Raw genomic sequence first — 21,631 nt, forward strand, 5'->3', positions numbered from 1 at the left:
CCGCCGCCTGGGCATGTCCCGCCGACGCGCGCGGTGCTGTCCGCCGGCCGACCCATCGAACGGACGGGAGCGCTCCGTGGCAGAACAGCCGCTGCATGAGCACACGCTCGGCAATGGCCTCCGCGTGGTGGTCTGCGAAGACCATGTCGTACCACTGGCCGCCGTGAACATCTGGTACGGGGTGGGCTCGCGGCACGAACGCGCCGGCCGCACCGGCCTCGCCCACCTCTTCGAGCACCTGATGTTCCAGGGCTCGGCGAACGTCGCGGAAGGCGAACACGCGGCGCTGCTGGAGAGCGCGGGCGCCGCGTTCAACGCCAGCACGTCCTTCGAACGCACCAATTATTACGAGACGGTCCCGGTCAGCCATCTGGAGCTGGCGCTCTGGCTGGAGGCCGACCGGATGGGCACGCTGCCCGCCGCGCTCACCCAGGCCAATCTCGACAACCAGCGCGACGTGGTGAAGAACGAACGGCGCCAGCGCTACGACAACCAGCCCTACGGGACGGCGTTCGAGCGGCTGTGCGCGCTGACGTTCCCCGAGCGGCACCCGTACGCGCACACCCCGATCGGCTCCATGGAAGACCTGGACGCCACCACCCTCGACGACTGCGCCGACTTCTTCGCCACCTGGTACGCGCCGGGCAACGCCGTCCTGTCCGTCGTCGGCGACGTCGACCCGGAGAAGACCATCGCGGCGGTGGAGCGCTACTTCGGCGGCATCCCGGCGGGCCCGGAGAAGCCGCCCGCGCGGTCCGGCGACCTCGGCCCGCTGACCGGGGTCCGGGAGGAAGTGCTGGACGAGGACGTTCCGTCCCCCGCCTACTTCGCGATGTTCACGCTGCCCACCGACGGCGGCGACGACGTGGAGGCCGCCGAACTGGCGGTCGAGATCCTGGGCGGCGGCTCCGGCTCCCGCCTGTACGACCGCATGGTGCGGCGCGACGAGATCGCCACCGAGGTGTGGGCGGGCGTGACCCGGCTGGCGTCCGGCCCGTCCCTGGCGATCGTGGATGCCGTCGGGCCGGAACCGGACAAGATCGCCGCCGTGCTGGACGAGGAACTCGAACGGTTCGCCGCCGAGGGCCCGGACGCCGACGAGACCGCCCGCGCCACCGCGCAGGCCGAACGCGGCTTTCTGGAGCAGACCGAGACCGTCACGGGGCTCGCCAACGCCCTGTCGCAGAACGCCACCCAGTTCGACGACCCGGCCCGTGTCTTCACCGCCCCGGGCCGCGCCGCCGCGGTCACCGCGGACGCGATCAAGGAGATGGCGGGCCGGTGGCTCGGGCCGGGCGCCCGCACCGCCCTGACCTACGGAGGCGCCTCGTGAGCACCGGACTGACCCTCCAGCCCCGTCCCGTCCCCGGGCCCGTCCCCGCATGGGCGTTCCCGGCCGCGACCGGGGGCCGCGTCCCCGCCGGTCCCGGCACGCTCCGCTGCGACCTGCCCGGACGTCGCCTGGCCGCCGTCCGGCTCGTCCTGCACGCGGGCGCCGGCCGGGAACCGGGCGATCTCGACGGCGTCGCCACCCTCGCGGCACGCGCGTTGCTCGAGGGCACCGAGCCCGGCGGCGGCACCGCGCTGACCGCCGCGTTCGAACGGCTCGGCGCCAGCCTGTACGCCTCCGCCGACCTGACCGCGCTGCGGATCGCGCTGGACGTCCCGGTGACGCGGCTCGACCAGGCCCTCGACCTGTTCTCCTCGGTGGTCCGGCGTCCCGCGCTGGACGACGCCGACGTCCGCCGCCTCGTCCGCGAGCGCCTGGAGGAGATCGCGCAGGAGGACGCCGACCCCGGCACCCGCGCGATGCGTGAGGTACGCGCCGTGATGTTCCCGGCGCAGGCCCGCGCGTCCCGTCCCACCGGCGGCTCCCGCGCCTCGGTCGACGCGCTCCAGGGGAGCGACGTCCGCGCCTTCTACGGCTCCGTGGTGCCCGCCGAGGCCACCGCGGTCGTCGCGGGTGATCTTTCAGGGGTGGACGCCGACGCGGCGCTCACGGCAGCCCTGACGGGCTGGGCGGGCACCGGCGGACCGCTCCCCACCGCCGACCGGATCATGCCGGAGTCGGCCGCCAGGATCGTCGTCGTCGACCGTCCCGGTTCCGTGCAGACCTACCTCGCCTTCGGGCACGGCGTCCCCGACCGTTCCCACCACGACTGGCCGTCACTGACGGTCGCGTCGCACGTCCTCGGCGGCGGCCTCACGTCCAGGCTCAACGCGGTACTTCGCGAGGAGAAGGGCTACACCTACGGAATGCGGGCGGGCCTGCTCCGCATGCGGCACTGCGGACTGTTCCTCGCCCAGGGCGCCGTGCACACCGAGGTCACCGCCGACGCCGTCACGGACGCCCTGTCCGAACTGCGCGGCATCGTCTCCCGCGGCATCGACACCGACGAGCACGGCGCGTCCGTCCGCGCCCTCGCCGACCGCGCCCCGGCCGAGTACGAAACGGCCCGCGCCGTCGCCGCCGAACTCGCCGACGTGTCCGCCAACGGCCTCGGCGTCGACTACCCCAGCGCCTACCTGGCCGCCGTCCGCGCCTCCACCCCCGACGGCGTGGCCCACGCCTACCGCAAGCACATCGACCCCGAGGCCCTGACCATCATCGCCGTAGGCGACGCCACCCAAATCCGCGACCCCTTGGAGAACCTCGGCTACGCCCCCGTAACCGTAACCACCAAGGAGTAAACCCACACCACCCAACCGCCACCAAGACGGAAGCCGCCCGCCCCCGGAGAAGCCCACCGGGCACCGGGCGGCAGGCCGGCGAACCTCGGGTGAACCAGGAGAAACTCGCTTTACGTCACCGAGCAACCCCATCCACACGCCTCTGAAGCAACTCACACCCCGACCGTGGCGACCACCCGAAACCATCGCACGGCACACCGCCAGCACGAACTGGCAGCCCTGTCGGCCGAGGGACGTTCGACACTCCGGGGGAAGCCCACCGACGGTCGAGTGGCACGCCGGAAAGCCCTCAAGTACGCCTCAAGAAGCGTGGCCGCGTCACCTCCAAGAGGCGAACCCCGCGTCCACACCCCAGTGGCCGACCGGCACCATCGCACGGCACACCACCAACCCGAGCCCGAGCCCGTCGAGCAAAGAACGTCCAACACGCCTGCAGGGAAGCCCACCGACAGTCGAGTGGTGCACCGGAAAGCCCTCAGGTACGCCTCAAGGAGCGTGGCCGCGTCACCTCCAACAGGTGGACCCCGCGTCCACAACCCGGTAGCCGACCGGCACCGCCGCACGGCACACCACCAAACCGAGTTCGAGCCCGTCGAGCAAAGAACGCCCCGACACGCCTGAGGGGAAGCCCACCGACAGTCGAGTGGTGCGCCGGAAAGCCCTCAGGTACGCCTCAAGGAGCGTGGCCGCGTCACCTCCAACAGGTGGACCCCGCGTCCACAACCCGGTGGCCGACCGGCACCATCGCACGGCACACCACCAAACCGAGTTCGAGCCCGTCGAGCAAGGGACGTCCGATACTTCGGGGGGAGCCCACCGGGGGGCGAGTGGTGTGCTGGAAGGTCCTTGGGTGGGCAACGAGGAGTGTGGCGGCGGCGCCTTCACGAGGGTTGAGCCCGTCCACAACGGTGGTGATCGGCCGGCACCGTGGTCTGGCATAGCGGCGACACCGGGTTGTGGGTTGTTGTCGGGACGGGGCGTCCGACGTTCGAGGTAGTTGGCGGTATTGGGTGGTTTGTCGGGATGTGGTCGGGTGAAATGGGGGCGGGATCCGCTCTCGGGGTGAAACCAGTGGCATGGTGGAGTGAGTCTCATATGTATGGGCCGGAATCCGTGACCGGGTGTCACGGAGAGCCGTGCGCACGACTGGTGCGGGGAACGTCCTCGCCGTCGGGAGAAGGGAACGGCCGGTGTCCTACGGGCAGATGGCAGGCGGCGGGCCGTCCGTCGACACGATCCTCTCGGAGCCGAACTGCAAACCCGGTGGCGTCGTGGCGGGCAAGGTGCACCTGCGCGGCGGAGCCGGACCGGTGGAGATCCGCCATGTGACGCTGGCGCTCATGCCGCGCATGCAGAACGGCTACGGCGGTGAGACGGCCGGACCCGAGGTGTACCGGGGCGCCCTCACGCGCGGGTTCCGGCTGGAGGCCGCGCAGCAGCGCGACCTGGCGTTCTCCATCCCGCTGCCGTACGAGCTGCCGTTCACGACCGTGCTCGGCCACGAACTGCCCGGCTTCACCATCGGCATGTGCACGGAGGTCGATGCCAAGGGGCAGCCCGACCCCGGCGACATCGACCCGATCTCCGTGGAGCCGCTGGAGTCGCAGCAGTGGGTGCTCGCCGCGATCGCCCGGCTCGGTTTCCAGATCACCAATGTCACGTTCGAGTCGTCCAAGCTGAGGGGCGTGTCCCAGCAACTCCCGTTCCACCAGGAGATCCATCTCAACCCGCCCTCCGCGTACGCGGGACGGATCGAGAAGGTCGGGCTGAGCTTCGTCGCCAGCCCGCGCAGCATGGCCTTCGTGCTCCGCGCCGAGGACCGCAAGACCCCCACGGACGAGTCGTTCGGCGTCTTCCAGGTGTCGCACGCGGAGGCCGCCGAGACCGACTGGAACGCCAAGATCAACCAGTGGCTCGAGGCCGCGGTGGCGCTGCCGCGATCGTCCCGGTCCGGCTCCGCCGGCGGCGCCACGCACGGGAGCCCGCTGCCGCCTCCGGGCGGGTCGCCGTTCCCGCCGCCTCCACCGGCGGCACGGCCCGCCGCGTCCTACGGCGGGCCCGGAGATTACGGTCACCCCGGCGGCGCGCACGTCCCGCCGCCCGCACCCGCTCCGGGCCATGCGCCCGCCGCCATGCAGACTCCGGGCCATGCGCCCGCCGCCATGCAGACCCCGGGCCACGCGCCGCCGCCCGGACCGGCCCGTCCACCGGGTCACCACCCGGGCGGGCAGCCGTTCCCGCCGCCTCCTCCGGGCGGCCTCCCCGGCCACTCCCCCATGCCCGGCCACGGCGGCCCGCCGCCGCCTCCGCCGCCCGGTCACACGCCGCCCGGTCACACGCCGCCCGGTCACACGCCGCCCGGTCACACGCCGCCGGGCGGCCCGCTGCCGCCGGCACCCGGGCAGGGAGGCGCCTACCCACCGCCGCACGCCGCACCGCCGCCGATGCCCTACCCGCCCGCGCCGCACGGGCATCCGGGTCAGCCGCCCGTGCACGTCCATCACCACCGTCCGCCCGGCCACCACGGGCACCGCGGTTACGGCGCCGCCGCCGGTGCGGTCGGCGGAGCCGCCGGCGTGGTCGGCGGGGCCGCGGCGGCCGGGATCGCGGGCGGCATGGCGATCGGCGCGATGGGCGACGCGGCCGGATACGCGCAGAACGTCGCGGGTTACGTCGCGGGCCATCCCGTGGACGCGTTCGGCAACGCGGTCGCCGGATACGCGGGCCAGGCCGCCGGACAGATCGCCGGGAACGTCGCCGGAGAGGTCGCGGGCAATGTGGCCGGGGAGATCGCGGGCGGCGCCGCGGAAATCCTCGGCGGCCTGCTGGGCGGCCTTTTCGGCTGATCGACCGCGCTCCCGAGTATTTCCGGCGGCGACACGCCACCGGAAATTGTCGGGTCATTCGGACGAGATCCGTTGCGCTCTCGGCCAATCGGGCCGCGGGTGGTTATCGTCGTGACCATGACCACCGTGATCCTGGTCCTGCTCTGCCTCGCGATCGCCGGACGCGAACTGTACCTGGCGTCCGACAAGCGGCTGCCCCGCGCCCAGGCGGAACTGCGTGAGCTGCGCGGCCAGGTGTCGGAGCTGGCGCGCCGGCACGACGCGTTGAAGGCGGTGGTGGACGAGGCGACCGAACCCGCCGGCATCCCGATCCCGCCGCAGCAGTCCGAGGACCCGCCCACCGAGATCGTCGACCGGCTCGACTCCATCACCGGCCGGGTGGAGCGGTTGGAGAAGCAGTTCAACGACCTGTCCGGCGAACTCGCGGGCCTCGACCTCGACCGGGAGGCGCAGCGCGCGCTGGCCCGATCGCTGGACGCGGTGGAGCGGGACGTCGTGGAACTCCACCGGGAGATGCTCGACCGCCTGGACCGCGAGGAGGGCGTCGTCACCGGCGTCCTGCTCAGCGAGGAGGGCGAGGGTGAGACGCTGCTCGCCGACGCCTACGAACGCTGCGCCGCCGAGTACGGGTTGCGCGTCCGGGTCCGCGACCAGCGTGCCGCGCAGTCCACCGGCACCTACCGCGGGACGGTGTACCACCTTTCGGGACGCCGCCCCGAGGAACTCGCCGAAGACCTGCTCGACCACGCCCGCGGCACGGACGATTCGAGCGCCCTCGGCGCGCTGCTCACCGAGCTGGCGGCGCTGCGCGGCGGTGGCGTCGTCCAGTTCGGCCCGTTCACCGCCGCCGGAACACCGGACGCGCTCGTCTGCGGCGTCGTCCCGGACGGCGACGCGCCGCCCGCGCCACCGCGCCAACTCGTGGACCTCATCCGCGCCCTTCCCACGGACCGGCAGAGCGACCTGTCCTGGCTGCGCGCCGCCGAGTGATCAAGGCCGGACGAAGCGCGACAGGCCCTCCGTCCGGTCCACGCCGAACGCCAGCAGACACCGCGGCACCCGCGCCACGTCGACCTGGAGGCACAGCCCGAGACCGAGGTCCGGGTCGACGAAGACGACGTGCCGCAACGCCCGCAACGCCCTGCGTGCCCGAGCCCGCGTCTCCGGACGCGACGCCTCGTGCAGCGTGTCCGTGACCATCTGGCCCGCGTACCGCCACAGCGCCGCCGAGTCCAGCACCCGCACCCCCGCCGACCGCAGGTTCGCGACGATCACGACTCCGGTGTCGTCGTCCTCGGGTTCGTCCGGCACCGGCAGCACATGGTCGCCCGCCAGGGCACGCGGCGCCCGCGGCCCGCCCACGGCCCGGTGGTACCGCAGCGGATCGAGCGTGTCGATGACGAACGCCCCCGCGTACGGCCTGGACGCCCGCGGTGGCGCGGCCCGTCCCGCCAGCGGCGCCCGCACGGCACGCCCACCCAGGTGCGCGCTGAGGTCGAACACCATGCCCGCCTCGTCCAGCCACAGCGGAACCCCGAGCCTGGCCGCCGCCCTCCCGTCGGCGGCGTCGACCATGCGCCACAGCTCGTCGGCCCGCCGTGAGAGCGTCGCCGCCAGACCGAGCCCCGGGAACGCTCCGTCCAACACCGCAAGCGTCGCCCGCCACGTCGCACCACCAACGAACTCGGCGACGAACGCGTCCGCCTGCGCCCTGCGCCGCCGCGGATCCACAACGGCCCGCGGGCGCGGCAGCGGCTCAGGCACCGTCACCGATGGCGGCGCGGCCGACAACCCCTTCCCCGGCAGGAACGGTTCATCGGCTCGCTCATGACGCCCCACGGTCCGCCCCCACGAAGGCGGCGCCTCGGCCCCTGCATCGCGCCGCCCCCAAGTCAACGGATCCTCCTCCACCCCGTCCCGACCCTCCTCACGAGCCCTCCAACCCGACGCCCCGGCCGCCCCAAAGGACGCACCGGCCAACGGCTCCCCACCCGACACCGAGCGTCCTCCCGAAGCTGAAGACCCCCCACCCTCACCAGAAGACGGCCCAGCCACCCCACGCGGCACCCACCCCAACGACGAGCCACCAGAAGACAGCGGTCGCGTGTCTGAGGCGGAGGACTCGAAAGCCTCACCGGGCACCGACTCGGCTGACCCCTGCGGCCCAGGCGCCGGTCGTCCTCCCGGCGCTGAAGGCCGCCCTCCCTCACCAGACGACGGTCCAGCCACCCCATGCGGCGCCCAACCCAACGGCGACTCACCGGCCGACGACAACCGCGCCTCCGACGCCGAAGACCCCGAACCCCCACCGGACGACGACCCAGCAGACCCATGGCTTCCAGGCGCCGGTCGTTGGCTCGGTGTTGAAGCCTGCGGTACCCCCGCAGCCGGCGGCCCGGACACCCCACGCGGCACCCAAGCCGACGGAGAGCCAGCGGACGATTGTGGTCGCGTGTCTGAGGCGGCGGGTTCAGAAGCCTCACCGGACAGTGGCCCGGCTGACCCCTGCGGCCCAGGCGCCGATCGTCCTCCCGGCGCTGACGACCGCCCTCCCTCACCAGACGACGGTCCAGCCACCCCATGCGGAGCCCAACCCAACGGCGACTCACCGGCCGACGACAACCGCGCCTCCGACGCCGAAGACCCCGAACCCCCACCGGACGACGACCCAGCAGACCCATGGCTTCCAGGCGCCGGTCGTTGGCTCGGTGTTGAAGCCTGCGGTACCCCCGCAGCCGGCGGCCCGGACACCCCACGCGGCACCCAAGCCGACGGAGAGCCAGCGGACGATTGTGGTCGCGTGTCTGAGGCGGCGGGTTCAGAAGCCTCACCGGACAGTGGCCCGGCTGACCCCTGCGGCCCAGGCGCCGGTCGTCCTCCCGGTGCTGAAGGGTGTCCTCCCTCGTTAGGAGACGGTCCGGCCACCCCGCGCGGAGCCCAACCCAACGGCGACTCACCGGCCGACGACAACCGCGCCTCCGATGCCGAGGACTCTGAACGCTCGCCGGCCGACGGCTCGGTAGGCCCGTAGGTCGTAGGTGTCGATCGTTGGCTTGGTGTTGGAGCCTGCGGTACCTCGACAGTTGGCTCGGGCGGGCCATGTGGTGTCCAGGGCGACGGGTAGCCGCCGGGGGACGGTGGTCGCGCGGCCGGTGCCGAGGAAGCCTCGCCGGGTGGCGGTTCAGGGGGTGTCCAGGCGGCTGGTGCCTCTCCGGGCGGTGTCGATGGTCCGGCTGGGCCGTGTGGGGTCCAGCCCTGCGGCGGGCCGGGGGACGGATCGGATGGGACGGCCGTCGGTCGTTCGCGTGGTGGTGAAGGTCGCGTTTCGCCTGGCGCCTCGTGTGGTGGCGGGGAGCCGGCGGGGGGTTTTGTGGTCGCGCCGGTCGGTTGTGAGGGTTGGGGGGTCTGGGCGGGTGGTGGTGGGGCGGGGGGTGCCCAGGTTGAGGGTGGGCGGGTGTGGGGGGTCCAGGGTTGGGAGGCGGGGGGTTGCCGGTCGGCCGGCTTGGGTCGGGGGGCGGAGCTTCTGCCCGCCACGTGGACGTCCTCCGGGTAGGGGCCGGGAGGTGGCGTCGCGTCGGGGTCCTCGGGCTCGGGGCTACGGTCGCGCGGGCCGAATCTCACGTGTCGATCCTGCGCTCAGATCAAGATCATGGGCAAGGTCATCGGTGGCTTTGTGATGGGCCGAAGAGGGCGGCGCACAGGGATTCGAGGTCGTCTTCCGCCGGGAGGGCGACGAGTGCGAGGTCCGGGGAGGGGGCGAGGTGGAGGCGGACGGCCACCTCGCGGTGGGACGGGTCGTCGGTGCCCTCGGCCGCGGCGATGTCGCGGAGGCCGACGGAGATGATCTCGGGGAGGTCGATGACGGACGGCTGTTCGACGCGTAGTTCGTCCAGCCAGAGTTCGAGGACGCGGAGCGCGAGGCCGTTGAGGAGGCGGCCCCAGGACACCACCAGGGCGGGTGGGACGTCGTCGGTCTGGAGTTCGGGGAGGCCGTAGCGGGCCAGGCCCCTGGTGCTGAAGGAGAAGCCGCGCGGGCCGGACGTGTGCGGGAGGAGCATCCAGTCGGTGAGCCGGACGGTGCCGTCCGGACCGGGAAGGGAACGTTCGAGGTGGCTCAGGGCGAGGACCTGGGGGGTGAACACGTCTATGACGGGGGTGGCCAGGGCGGCGGCGATGGCGCCGGCGATCGCGCGGGCCGACCATTCGTGGGCGGGGGGATGGCCGGGGCGGTAGGCGGCTCGGACGGCGAGGAGGTGGGCGGCGGTGTCGATGGCCGCCAGGTCGGACGGGGCGGCGCCGTAGGCGGCGAGGAGGTCGCGGGGTAGGGGTGGGAAGTCCGATGCCGGGCGCTGGTCCAGGGTGAGCATGGGGCTGTCGAGCATGGCGAGGACCCGGTCGCGGAGCGGGGGCGCGGTGCGGCGTGCCACCTCGTCGCGGGCCAGCCGGGCGGGGTCGGTGATGGGCTCGGAGAGCGCCACGGCGTAGGTGCCGTAGAGCGTTTCCGGGACGGGCAGCGTCAGTTTCTCACCCAACTGTTCCCCCGTGGGGCCTCGGCGCATGTCAACAATATCGATGAGACCGGACGAGACTGGAGAAAACTAACTGGCGCGAATGGGACATTTGCCTCGCATGGCCGACATGGGGTCGCTATCCCGGCGGGCGTGGCGGGGGGAAGTCGTGTTCGAACCAGACGACCTTGCCGCGTTCGGCGCGGTGCGTTCCCCAGCGGGAGGCCAGATGGCTGACCAGTTGGAGCCCGCGGCCGGACTCGTCGGTGGCGTCGGCGTGCCGGAGTCTCGGCAGGTCGGCGCCGTCGTCATAGACCTCGCAGAGCAGGCTCAAGCCCTTGATCAGGCGGAGGTCGATGGCGCCCGCGCCGTGGACGAGCGCGTTGGTGACCAGTTCGCTGACGAGGAGCTGGACGGTGTCGGTGAGCGTTTCGAGGTTCCACTCGGCGAGTTTTCCGGCGACCTGCGAGCGGACCCACGGGACGGTGCTCGGCTCGGGGGCGAGGGACCAGGTGCCGACGTCGTCCTTGGGGATCCCGTCGAACCCGACCGCGACGATGGCGATGTCGTCGGCGGGCGTGGACGCGGCGAGGCCGTCGAGGAGGGAGTCGCAGGTCAGGTCGAGGTCGGTCGTCGCGTCGACGAGTCGTTCGCGCAGTTCGGCCAGCCCCTCTTCGATGTCACGGTCGCGGCGTTCGAGCAGGCCGTCCGTGCACAGGACGAGCTGTGCCCCGTCCTCGACCTCGACCTCCATCGCCTCGAACGGCTCGCCGCCGACACCGATCGGCACACCGGAGGGGAGCTGCAGGACGCGGCTGTCACCGAGCGCCGACACCAGGACGGGCGGCACATGCCCGGCGTTGGCGAGCGTGCATCGCCGCTCGACCGGGTCGTACACCGCGTACAGGCAGGTGGCGAGGTAGCCCTCGCCGAGGCGGCGGGCGAGGCCGTCGAGTTGGCGCAGCAGTCGCGCGGGCCGCATGTCCTCGGCGGCGAGGGTCCGGACGGCGGTGCGCAGCTGGCCCATGATCGCGGCGGAGGTGAGGCCGTGGCCCATCACGTCGCCGACGACGATGCCGAGTCGGCAGCCGGGTAGCGGGATGGCGTCGAACCAGTCGCCGCCGACGTTGACGGCCTGCTCGGCGGGACGGTAGCGGTACCGGACGCGGGCGCCCGCGACGTCCGGCGGGTCGTCGGGCAGCATGCTGCGCTGGAGTTCCTCGGCGACCTGGACCTCGCGCCGGTACAGGCGGCCGTTGTCGATGCACAGCGCGGCGCGCCGGGCCAGCTCGTCCACCATGGCGAGGTCGAGGTCGCCGAACGCGGCCCGGTCGGGCTTGCGGAGCAGCTTGCACGTGCCGAGCACCCGTCCCCGCGCGATCAGCGGAACGACCAGCATCGTCCGGCCGGTGAACAGCGCCCGCAGGTCGCGGTCGCCGAACAGGGCGGACAGCTCGGCGGCCCGTTTCGCCCCGACGCGGGGGATGTGCACGGGACGTCCCGTCCGCATGGCCTGGACGAACGGCGTGCCGGGCGGCAGCAGCAGGGCCTCGCCCTCGGGGACGGCGTCGTCCCAGCGTCCGGGCTCGTCGTTGTGGACGACCGCGACGCGGCGCATCTGCGTGGTCTCGTCGATCTGGGCGGCGGGCGGCGCCGAGTCGGTGGCGACGCATTCGAGCAGTTCGACGGCGGCGTAGTCGGCCAGGCGCGGCACGAGCACCTCGGCGAGGGTCCGGGCGGTCTGCAGGTGGTCGAGCGAGCTGCCGATCTGCTGTCCGGCCTCGCCGAGATAGGTCAGGGGTTCCCGCACGGCCATCGTCTCCAATCCCCTCTCAGGGCACGGACTCGGGTCGGGGGGCGGACGCGTCGCGTCCGGGCGTGAGCTGTGGGGCGGTTGCGGACGGGCCGTGGCGGAGCCGGGGACCGACGTGGCGGAGCCGGGGACCGACGTGGCGGAGCCGGGGACCGACGCGGCGGAGCCGGGGACCGACGCAGCGGAGCCGGGGACCGACGCGGCGGAGCCGGGGACGGGCGTCGCGCGCCCCGTGTAGGGGACGATCGGCAGCGGAACGGTCACCCCGAGCGAGACGGCCGGGCAGCCGAGGCCGAGCACCCGCGAGGCGAGCCATTCGGACGTCGCGGCGCCGACGCCCGGGAGCAGTTCGGCCAGGCGCGCGGCGAACGGCCCGGCGTAGGGGGCGGCGTACGGGGCCGAGGCGGGTTGGAGCGACGGTGTGGCCAGCACGGGTTCGACGCGCAGCAGCCGAGCCCCGGACGCGTGCCGGGTGTACCCGTCGAGCGGTTCGACGGGCTGGTCGCCGATGGTGACGCGGGGACCGTCCCTGCGGAGTCTGCACAGGTCGGCCGCCAGGGCGAGCACACGGACGTCCTGGGCGTCGCCCGGGGTGCCCTGGCCGTCGCCCGGGGCGCCGGACTCGATCGGGTACACCCACCAGGCGACCTCGACGGGACGGCCGTTGTCGACGCGCGGGACGGTGCAGGCGCCGCACCACACATGCCCGAAGATCTCCGGCTCGAAGACGCCGCGGACCTCGGGCGGCAGCCGCAGCAGCAGGCCGAGCGGGCGGTTCACGGCCTCACGCCGCCCGACGCCGAACAGGTCGGTCGCGGTGTCGTCCCAGTGGACGACACGGCCGTCGTCGTCGAGGGTGATGGCCGCCATCCGGGCGACACCCAGCAGGTCGGCGATGACCACGCGGTCTCCCTCCTCCAGAGCGAGGGGGCAAGGCGCTCCCGGCAACTCTTGGTAAAGGAGAGGTTACCTCGTGTAAGCGGATCGTCGCTGGGAGTCCGCGGAACTCATGCGGCCGGAGGTGGCCGCCCGCTCTCGAACCGGGCGCGCCAAGGGGCCAGGAGTGGCCAGGGCGGAAGACGTTCCCGGTATCCGACCCGTCCGCGACCGGCACCGGGACCCCGGTGGCCGACCCCGGCAATGACCGAATGCGGCATATGCCGCTAAAGGCCCATTGACACCCATCTTTCCTCGGCAGAAGATCACGCGACCGTTGTGATCCCCCCGTCAGGGAGGCGCCATGTCGCGCACGATGTTCCGGCATCGAAGACTCACCCCCCTCCTCGCTGCCGCCGCGCTCCTGCTCGGAACGCTGGTGGCGACTCCCGCCGACGCCGCACCGAGACCCGCGTCCGCGGGCGCCGCGGTCGACGTCTACGCGGCCGACCTCGACGCGGCCCAGGTGAAGCTGTTCAACGCGGCCGGCCTCGACCGCGAGGACGTCCGGTTCTCCAAGAGCAAGAAGAAGGGCGGCGCCCACGTCGAGGCCGTGCTGAGCGCCGCCCAGGCCGCCGCGCTCAACCGGCACGGGCTCGGCCTCACCGTGAAGAAGGTCGGCGGCAAGGACGCCAGGCAGCGCGCCAAGGCGGCCGCGCCCAAGGTGTTCCGCCCCTACACCGGCCCCGGCAACCTCCGCGAGGAGCTGTTGAAGGTCGCGGCCGACCACTCGTCCATCGCGGCCGCCGTGGACATCGGGACGACCGTCCAGGGCAAGCCGATCACCGCCGTCCGGGTGACCAAGGACGTGGCGCGGCACAAGCGGACCGACCGGCCGGTCGTGGTCTACCAGGCGGCGCAGCACGCCCGCGAGTGGATCACGCCGGAGATGGTGCGCCGGTTGCTGCACCACTATGTCGAGGGCTACGGCAAGAACGCCGAGATCACCAAGATCGTCGACTCGACCGAGCTGTGGTTCGTCCCGGTCGTGAACGTCGACGGCTACGATCTGACGTTCACCGAGGGGTTCCGGCTCTGGCGCAAGAACGTCCGCGACAACGACGGCGACGGGCAGATCACCGGCGCGGACGGCATCGACCTGAACCGCAACTTCCCCTACAAGTGGGGCTATGACAACGAGGGCTCCTCGCCGCAGCCCGCCAGCCAGACCTACCGTGGCAAGTCGCCGGCGTCCGAGCCCGAGACCCGGGCGCAGATGGACCTCTACAAGCGGCTCCGCCCGGCCTACCTGATCAACTACCACTCGGCGGCGGAACTGCTGCTGCACGGGGTCGGCTGGCAGGCGCTGACCCGCAGCCCCGACGACGCGATCCACGACGCGCTGCTCGGCGACATCGACCACCCCGCCGTCCCCAGTTACACCCCGGAACTCGGCGCGCAGCTCTACACCACCAACGGCGAGACCGACGGGCAGGCCGACAACGCCTACGGCGCCCTGTCGATCACCCCGGAGATGGCGACCTGCGTGACGGCCGCGCGGTCCGACCCGGACGACGAGTGGGAGCCCGAGAACTGCGGCAGCGTCTTCGAGTTCCCGGACGACGAGACGCTCGTCCAGAAGGAGTTCCAGAAGAACCTGCCGCTCGCCCTGGCGGTCGGCAAGTCCGCGCAGAACCCGGACGAGCCCGTCTCCCCCGTCGGACGGACCGCGCCCGACTTCGAGACCGACGCGTTCACCACGTCGTACGGCGACTCGCAGGAGGTCGCCTCGGTGATCCGCAGGTCGTTGGGGCACAAGCAGTTGCACTACCGGATCAACGGCGGCCGCGAGCAGACCACCCGCGTGCACGAATGGGACGGCGGCGAACGGTACGGCGACGAGAACGACACCTACTACGGCGAGTTCCGGGGCCAGGTCAGACGGCAGAAGCCCGGCGACAAGGTCGAGGTGTGGTTCAGCGGCAGGAAGGACAACATCCGCGTCGTCGAGAGCAAGCACTTCACCTACACCGTCCGTGACCGGCAGAAGGCCGATGTCCTGGTCATCGCGGACGAGGACTACACCGGAATCAATCCGAAGTACCCGGCCGGGACGAACAAGCCCCGCTACGCCCAGCAGTACGCCGACCTCGTCAAGTCCGCCAAGCACAAGCCGCTCGTCTGGGACATCGACAAGGACGGCGTCCCGCATGACCTCGGCGTTCTGGGCCACTTCGACGCGGTCGTCTGGTACCTGGGCGACAACCGTCTCACCCAGGACCCCGCCGACGACCCGGTGAAGACCTACCTCGGAGACCAGCCCGACTCGCAGGTGGCCGACCGCGCGAAGGACCTCGTCCTGTCGGTCCGCTCCTACCTGAACGAGGGCGGGAAGCTCCTGCACGCCGGTGAGACGACCGGATACTACGGCCCGGTCAGCCGTCTCAACGGCGGAGGCATCTTCTACGGTCTGAAGGGCCACCCCGAGAAGCCGTGCGTGGTCACGAGCAACTTCCGTGACGACTGCGAACTGCTGTCGGACGACTTCTTCCAGTACTACCTGGGCGCCTACGACAGGCAACTCGTCGGCGCACCGACCGCGTTCGCCGGGACCGACACCCCGTACAAGAACGTCACCTCGAAACTGACCGGGACCCCGACCAACCCCGTGAACGAGGCGGGCGGATTCCAGGTCACCTCCAGCGTCCTGCCCAAGGACGACTTCCCGCAGTTCAAGAGCTGGAAGGCGGGCGACTACACCGGCGCGGCCGCACCCACCGAGCCCATCGAGGGCCAGTGGTACGTGGCCGGGGCGCACGAGGACGCCAGCTACCGGCGACTGACCCGGACGGTCGACCTGTCCACGGTCACCGCCGCGCAGGCGCCGACCCTCCAGGCCCAGCTCTCCTACAGCACCGAGACGGGCTACGACAACATCATCGTCGAGGCGCACACCGCCGGGGCCGAGGACTGGACCACGCTGCCGGACAAGAACGGCCGGACGAGCACCAACGTCCCGACGGACTGCGAACAGGGTTACCTCCTGGCCATGCACCCGTTCCTCGGCCACTACCTGACCGGGGGCAACCCCTGCCGCAACACCGGGACGTCCGGCCAGTGGAACGCCATCACCGGCAACTCCAACGGCTGGGTGCCCGTCGCGTTCGACCTGTCGGCCTACGCGGGCAAGAAGGTCGAGGTGTCCATCTCCTATGTGAGCGACCCCGGCTCCGGCGGAACCGGGCTGTTCATCGACGACACCAGGCTCACCATGTCCGGTGGTCAGCCTGAGGCCGAAGGCTTCGAGACCGGACTCGGCCCGTGGGCCGTCCAGGGCGCCCCGCCCGGCAGCCCGGGGAACACCTCCGAGTTCGTCCGCGCGCAGGCCCAGATCGACGCCGTCTCGGCGGTGGCGACCAGGGACACCGTCCTGCTCGGCTTCGGCATCGAGCAGGCACCGGCGGCGGACCAGCGCGCCCTCGTCGCCAGAGCCCTCGACCATCTGCTCGACTGACCCGACCAGCCCAGAAAGACAACCCAGAAAGACAACCCAGAAAGACAACCCAGGAAGACAACCCCCGGGAGCCCGGCCGTGCCGGGCTCCCGGGCCCGGGCCCATATCGCAAGATCCAGTTGGTGTGCAGCAGCATGTGATGAACGACACGTGGCCGGACGCAACCATTCGCCCCCTCCCCCGCGTCTTACCAGACAGGAAGACCACCGGCGGGTGGAATCTTTCTGATCGAGCACGGCCCGCGACGTCCCGCAGAACGGGGTCGCCCTGGCACAGCCGATCCGACGCACGAGCCTCGGCCCGACCCTCGAACGAGGCCCCACGCGAACCCGCCGGGAACGGTGGCACGTATCACCTGACGGTGGGCGGTTCGTCCGCCCGGTCCGCGCGTGCCCCCGAACACGCGCCAGAAACCGGTACGGCCACGGGCCACTATCCACGGGGAGCGAACGATGACCGCTGCCACCATCCGCCGCGACACCGAACGCGACGACAAGAACCGCGCCACCAAGAACCGCGCCACCAAGAACCGCGCCACCATCGAGAGCACGCGGCGCTACGAGCGCGACGTCCTGCCGCTCGCCGACCCGCTGTACGCCAGCGCGGTCCGCATGACCCGCAACAGCGCGGACGCCGAGGACCTCGTCCAGGAGACCCTGGCCAAGGCGTACGTGAACTTCCACCAGTTCCAGGAGGGCACGAACCTCAAGGCCTGGCTGCACCGCATCCTCACCAACAACTTCATCAACACCTACCGCAAGAAGCAGCGCGAGCCCCAGCGCGCCGGTTCCGAGGAACTGGAGGAGTGGCAGATCGCCCAGGCCGAGGCCAGCTCGTCCGGTTTCCGGTCCGCGGAGTCGGAGGCGCTCGACCGCATCCCCGACGCCGGGATCGCCGCGGCCCTGCGGGCCCTGCCCAAGGACTTCCGCGACGCGGTGTACCTCGCGGACGTCGAGGGGTACGCCTACAAGGAGATCGCCGAGATGATGGGCACCCCCATCGGCACGGTGATGTCCCGCCTCCACCGCGGTCGTAAGCAACTCCGCGAAGCCCTCTCCGACCACGTGCTCGCCGCCTGAGCATCCGGCCTCTTCCGAGGATCCGGGAGAACACGATCCCGCAGGTGCCCCGTGCTTGCGGGATCGTCCTGTTCGGTGCATGAGGGGTTGTCCACCGGGTACCGAGAGCGAAACTCATCCGGTCAGCCATCAACCCCAACCCATCGTCGTCACCACGCAACGACCCGACGCCCGCGCGAACGAGCCGCCGGGCGTGCCCAGGCGATGCCAGCGATCGCCCGCGTTTCTCGACGGTGGAGGCCCACCCAGGGCCGACAGAGGAGAGAAACCATGAACAGGGTCCGCGACGTGATGACGGCCAAGCCCCATACTTTGCCGTTGGACGCGACGCTGTACGAGGCCGCCCAGGTCATGCGGGACCAGGGCATCGGGGACGTGCTGGTCACCTACGCCGGACGGCTCTGCGGCCTGATCACCGACAGGGACATCGTGGTCCGGGCCGTCGCGGAGAGCCGTGACACTTCTCTCACCCCCCTCGGGGACGTGTGCACGGCCGAGTTGACCACCCTGCGACTCGACGACGACACCGTGACGGCGGCCCGGCTGATGGTGGAACAGGCCGTACGGCGGCTGCCCGTCGTGGACGACGAGCAGCGTCCGGTGGGCATCGTGTCCATCGGTGACCTGGCCCTCGCCGACGGAGAGGACGGTCCGCTCAGCAAGATCAGCAAGGCGCCCCCGAACAACTAGCGCGGCGGACGCGTAGAGTCGTAAGGGTGACACCCACCGAAACGGTCCTGACGGACCAGCTCGCGTTGGAGATCGCCCGGCTCGGAATGGTCGGGGAGTCGTCCGACATCGGCACCCTGCACCGGGTGACGGAACTCGCCTCGCGAGCCGTCCCGGGATGCGCGGGCGCGGCGAGCGTGCGCTGGGCGTTGCCGGACGCGACCAGGAACGATCCGGAGTCGGCGCTCGGGCTGCCGCCCGACCCGTCCCGGGAGGTTCCGCGCGTCCCGGCGCAGACGCCCGCCCCGGAGGTGTTCCCGCCGGACGTCCCGGCACCGGAGGAGACCCGGCCCGAGCCGCTGGCCGCCGCGGCCAGCCATCCCGACCTCGCCGAGGTGACCGACCGGCAACTGTCCCGTGGCCACGGACCGATCTTCGACGTGGTGCTGGACCGCCGGACACTGTCGTCGGACGACATCCTCGGCGAGACCCGCTGGCCGGAGGCGATGTCCGACATGCTGCGCCGCGGGGTGCGATGTTTCACCACGGCCCCGCATCTGAACCCGCCCGTCCTGGTCACGCTCACCCTGTACGGGGTGACGCCGAAGTCGCTCGGGGACGGCCGGCACGCGCTGGCGTCCCTGCTGATCGCGCAGGGCACCGCCGCGGTCAGCAACACCCAGCAGTACGACGACGTGCACCGCACCGCCATCCAGTTGCAGGAGGCGGTGGAGGCACGGGCCATCGTCGACCAGGCGAAGGGCATCCTGATGCACGCGCTCGGATGCGACGCCGACGAGGCGTTCGCCGAGCTCCGGCGCATCTCACAGACACGTCATGTGAAGCTCACCGCGCTCGCCCAGCGTATCGTCGGTCACCAGGGGCTTCCGTAGAGCGGAAATCTAGGCGCATACGGGTGCGGCGCATAAGCTGCGCACTGCCGGACCGCGGAAGTCGGCCCGGCGATCTTCCGGTCCCGGAAGGACAGAGGCCACCTCGGCTCCGCCGTGTGACCGGATGAGAGGGAGACCAGATGCACGATCGGCCCGACCAGCTCGAACCCGAAACCCTGATGCGGGAGATCTCAGACCTCGAAGGGCGCATCGGTGAGCTGCGCCAGGCCGCTGGCGTGCCCGAACCCGATCTCCGGGTCACGCTGGACGCCGCGCTGGTCGAGTTGGAGCTGGCGCTGACCGTGCTGCGCACGATGGGCGGCGAGCACGTCGGCGAGCAGGGCGGGTCGGCGGCGGCCGAGAACGAGCGGCGGGTCCTGCGGACGGTCTTCCAGGACGCCCCCGTGCCGCTGTTCCTGTTGGATCGCAACACGAGCGTGCGGCGGGTCAACCGGCAGGCGGCGACGCTGCTCGGCACGTCGTCGGGCTATGTGTCGGGCAAGCAGTTCACGGCGTTCTGCGACATGGCGACCCGGGCGGCGGTGCGGTCGCAGCTCGCCGCGGTGGTCCGGACGGGGCGGCGGCGCCGCGTCCAGGTCCGGTTCCTGGGCCGGGACCGTCCGGTGGACGCCGTGGTGACGTTCGCGCGCGTGTGGATCCGCGGCGAACCCGATCCGATGGTCATGGTGGCCGCAGGTCCGACGAACACCCCCACCGACGACACGGCCGCCCAGGACGGGCAGGACCCGGCGCGCTCCCCGCGGGCGAAGGTCGCGCAGACCAGGGGCGCATCGGGCGGCCCGGCCGACGACGAGGCCGTCGCGACGATCGTGCACCGGATGGACGTCCTCGCGACCGCCAGCGAACTGCTCTTGGACGAGCCGGTCTTCAACGAGACGGTCGCGGTCCGGCGGTGCGCCAGGCTGCTGGCCGCCGAACTGGCCGACTGGGCGTTCATCGATCTGACCGTGCCGAGCGGCGGCGGCCCGGCGGGGGCCGCGCCCGCGGGCGCCCACGTCGCGGGCAAGGCGCCGCTGCGACGGCAGGTCGTGATGGGCCCGGACGACGAGCATTCCGTGGAGGCCGCGCGGACCTTGGAGGAGGTCGACCCGATCGAGGGCACGCTCCCCCACACCGTGTTCGTCACCCGGCAGAGCGCGCTGCGGCCGCATGTGGAGAGCCTCGACGTCCTCGGGACCTGCCCGGACGGCCATCCGGTCTGCGGCAAGATCGGCGCGACCTCGGTGCTGAGCGTCCCGATCGAGGACGGCGACCGCGCCATCGGAACGATCACGCTGGCGGCGAGCGGCGAGTACGGCCCGTTCGACCTCATGGACCTCGGTGTCGTCCAGCGCCTCGGCCGGTATCTGGCCCTGGTGATCAGGGCGGCGCGGCTGTACCGGCGCCGCGCGGAGGTCGCGGAGACGTTGCAGGCCGGGCTGCTGCCGAGGGCGCTGCCGACCATCCAGGGGGTGAGCGTCGCCGCGAAGTACCTGACGGCGACGCACGGCTCGGAGGTCGGCGGCGACTTCTACGACGTGTTCCGCACCGAGAACGGCTGGGGTCTGATCCTCGGCGACGTGTGCGGCAAGGGCGAGGACGCGGCGGCGGTGACGGCCACGGCCCGGCACTGCGCGCGGCTGGCGTCCCGGTGGCGGTCGCGGCCCGGGGACGTGCTCGGCATCGTGAACGAGGCGCTGCTGGACGAGGACCGCTTCGTCACCGCCGTCATGGCCGGGTTGACGGTCGAGACCGAGAAGGTCATCGTGTCGCTCGGCACGGCCGGCCACCCCCCGGCGATCGTGGTCCGCGCGGACGGCGTGATCAGGACGGCGGCCCGCGGCGGTGTCCCGCTCGGCCTGTTCGAGGACTTCGAGCCGGGCCTGGACACGGTCGACCTCACCGCGGGCGACACGCTGATCCTGCATTCGGACGGCGTCCTTGAGGCGTGCGACATGATGCGGCAGGAGTTCGGGCAGGAGCGTCTGCTGGAGACCCTCGCGGCGCACGCGGGCGACACCCCCCAGGGGATGCTCGCCGGGGTGGAGCGGGTGCTGCTGGAGTTCTGCGACGGTGACCTTCGCGACGACGTGTCGATGCTGGCGATGCGGGTGGAACCACCGTCCCTTACCTGACTGATGTCCGTTTCGCAGGGTAGATCTTTTCCATGACCGTGAACCCTGCGGACAAGCCCCGCAACGAGACCGAGCACGAACGTCTCGACCGACAGTTGATGGAACTCCTCCAGGGGTTCCGCGTCGCGGTCACCGGTGTGCAGGTTCTCTTCGCCTTCCTGCTCACCGTGCCGTTCTCCGCGAACTTCGACGAGGTCGACGGCCCGGGAGTGACGCTGTTCTACATCGCCCTGTTCGGTGCGGCGTTCGCCTCGATCTGCTTCATCGCCCCCGTGTTCCAGCACCGGATCCTGTTCCAGCTCGGGCAGAAGCCGCTGCTGATCCGCCGCGCGAACCGGTTCGGGATCCTCGGCGCGTTCGCGCTCAGCATCTCGATCACCGCGGCGACCACGCTGATCGTCGAGTCGCTGGAGGAGAAGGCGGCCCTGACGGTCGTGACGATCGCGGTCGTCCTGCTGCTGTCCGGGTGGGCGTGGTTCGTCCAGCCCTACCTGACACGGCTGTCCGCGAGCCGCAAGCTCAAGGACAGCGACACCTGACCGGCCCCTGAACCGGTACGGCCAAAGGCCGACCGGGTCAGGGGTCGTCTCGCCGCGGGGACCGGTTC

13 protein-coding genes are annotated in these 21,631 nt (G+C 71.8%); 10 read left to right on the forward strand and 3 right to left on the reverse strand.

What is annotated here, in order from left to right:
- Positions 1-76: 76 nt before the first annotated feature.
- The 4 genes from BZB76_RS24775 to BZB76_RS24790 all read left to right on the forward strand — a co-directional run bounded on the left by BZB76_RS24775 (position 77) and on the right by BZB76_RS24790 (position 6,527).
- The gene (locus BZB76_RS24775) at positions 77-1,333 is read left to right on the forward strand and encodes a M16 family metallopeptidase (protein WP_121436766.1); all 1,257 of its coding nucleotides are present in this window, start codon (positions 77-79) and stop codon (positions 1,331-1,333) included.
- The gene (locus tag BZB76_RS24780) at positions 1,330-2,691 is read left to right on the forward strand and encodes a M16 family metallopeptidase (RefSeq protein WP_121436767.1); all 1,362 of its coding nucleotides are present in this window, start codon (positions 1,330-1,332) and stop codon (positions 2,689-2,691) included. Before BZB76_RS24775 ends, BZB76_RS24780 begins: the two co-directional genes overlap by 4 nt.
- Before the next feature lie 1,136 nt (positions 2,692-3,827).
- A complete protein-coding gene (locus BZB76_RS36440) occupies positions 3,828-5,537 on the forward strand; it encodes a sporulation protein (RefSeq protein WP_147449525.1) in 1,710 nt (569 codons plus the stop codon).
- Positions 5,538-5,654: 117 nt separating this feature from the next.
- Positions 5,655-6,527 carry a hypothetical protein gene (locus BZB76_RS24790; RefSeq protein ID WP_121436930.1) on the forward strand — a complete coding sequence of 291 codons (873 nt, stop codon included), beginning with the start codon at positions 5,655-5,657 and terminating at the stop codon, positions 6,525-6,527.
- On the opposite strand, the gene BZB76_RS24795 is transcribed toward BZB76_RS24790, so the two are convergent.
- From BZB76_RS24795 to BZB76_RS24805, 3 genes are all read right to left on the reverse strand, one after another.
- Positions 6,528-7,301: a hypothetical protein gene (locus tag BZB76_RS24795; protein ID WP_147449526.1), complete on the reverse strand. Its 774-nt coding sequence runs from the start codon at positions 7,299-7,301 to the stop codon at positions 6,528-6,530.
- Positions 7,302-9,196: 1,895 nt separating this feature from the next.
- Positions 9,197-10,069: a hypothetical protein gene (locus tag BZB76_RS24800; protein ID WP_246007167.1), complete on the reverse strand. Its 873-nt coding sequence runs from the start codon at positions 10,067-10,069 to the stop codon at positions 9,197-9,199.
- Between the two features lie 115 nt (positions 10,070-10,184).
- Entirely contained in the window at positions 10,185-12,761 is a 2,577-nt protein-coding gene (locus tag BZB76_RS24805) for a SpoIIE family protein phosphatase (protein WP_121436770.1), read from the reverse strand.
- Between the two features lie 337 nt (positions 12,762-13,098).
- Here BZB76_RS24805 and BZB76_RS24810 point away from each other — a divergent pair, with 337 nt between their 5' ends.
- From BZB76_RS24810 to BZB76_RS24835, 6 genes are all read left to right on the forward strand, one after another.
- Positions 13,099-16,248 (forward strand): M14 family metallopeptidase, encoded by a 3,150-nt coding sequence (locus tag BZB76_RS24810; protein WP_211343161.1) that lies wholly within the window; start codon positions 13,099-13,101, stop codon positions 16,246-16,248.
- Positions 16,249-16,700: 452 nt separating this feature from the next.
- Complete coding sequence (locus tag BZB76_RS24815; protein ID WP_121436771.1) at positions 16,701-17,327, forward strand: sigma-70 family RNA polymerase sigma factor; 627 nt, start codon at positions 16,701-16,703, stop codon at positions 17,325-17,327.
- A gap of 270 nt (positions 17,328-17,597) precedes the next feature.
- Positions 17,598-18,017: a CBS domain-containing protein gene (locus tag BZB76_RS24820; protein ID WP_121436772.1), complete on the forward strand. Its 420-nt coding sequence runs from the start codon at positions 17,598-17,600 to the stop codon at positions 18,015-18,017.
- 26 nt (positions 18,018-18,043) lie between these two features.
- The gene (locus tag BZB76_RS24825; RefSeq protein ID WP_246007168.1) at positions 18,044-18,889 is read left to right on the forward strand and encodes an ANTAR domain-containing response regulator; all 846 of its coding nucleotides are present in this window, start codon (positions 18,044-18,046) and stop codon (positions 18,887-18,889) included.
- 140 nt (positions 18,890-19,029) lie between these two features.
- A complete protein-coding gene (locus tag BZB76_RS24830) occupies positions 19,030-21,024 on the forward strand; it encodes a SpoIIE family protein phosphatase (RefSeq protein WP_121436773.1) in 1,995 nt (664 codons plus the stop codon).
- Positions 21,025-21,056: 32 nt separating this feature from the next.
- Complete coding sequence (locus BZB76_RS24835; RefSeq protein WP_121436774.1) at positions 21,057-21,563, forward strand: DUF6328 family protein; 507 nt, start codon at positions 21,057-21,059, stop codon at positions 21,561-21,563.
- Positions 21,564-21,631: the final 68 nt, after the last annotated feature.

Origin of the sequence: Actinomadura pelletieri DSM 43383, assembly GCF_003634705.1 — a bacterium.
Taxonomy (GTDB): domain Bacteria; phylum Actinomycetota; class Actinomycetes; order Streptosporangiales; family Streptosporangiaceae; genus Spirillospora; species Spirillospora pelletieri.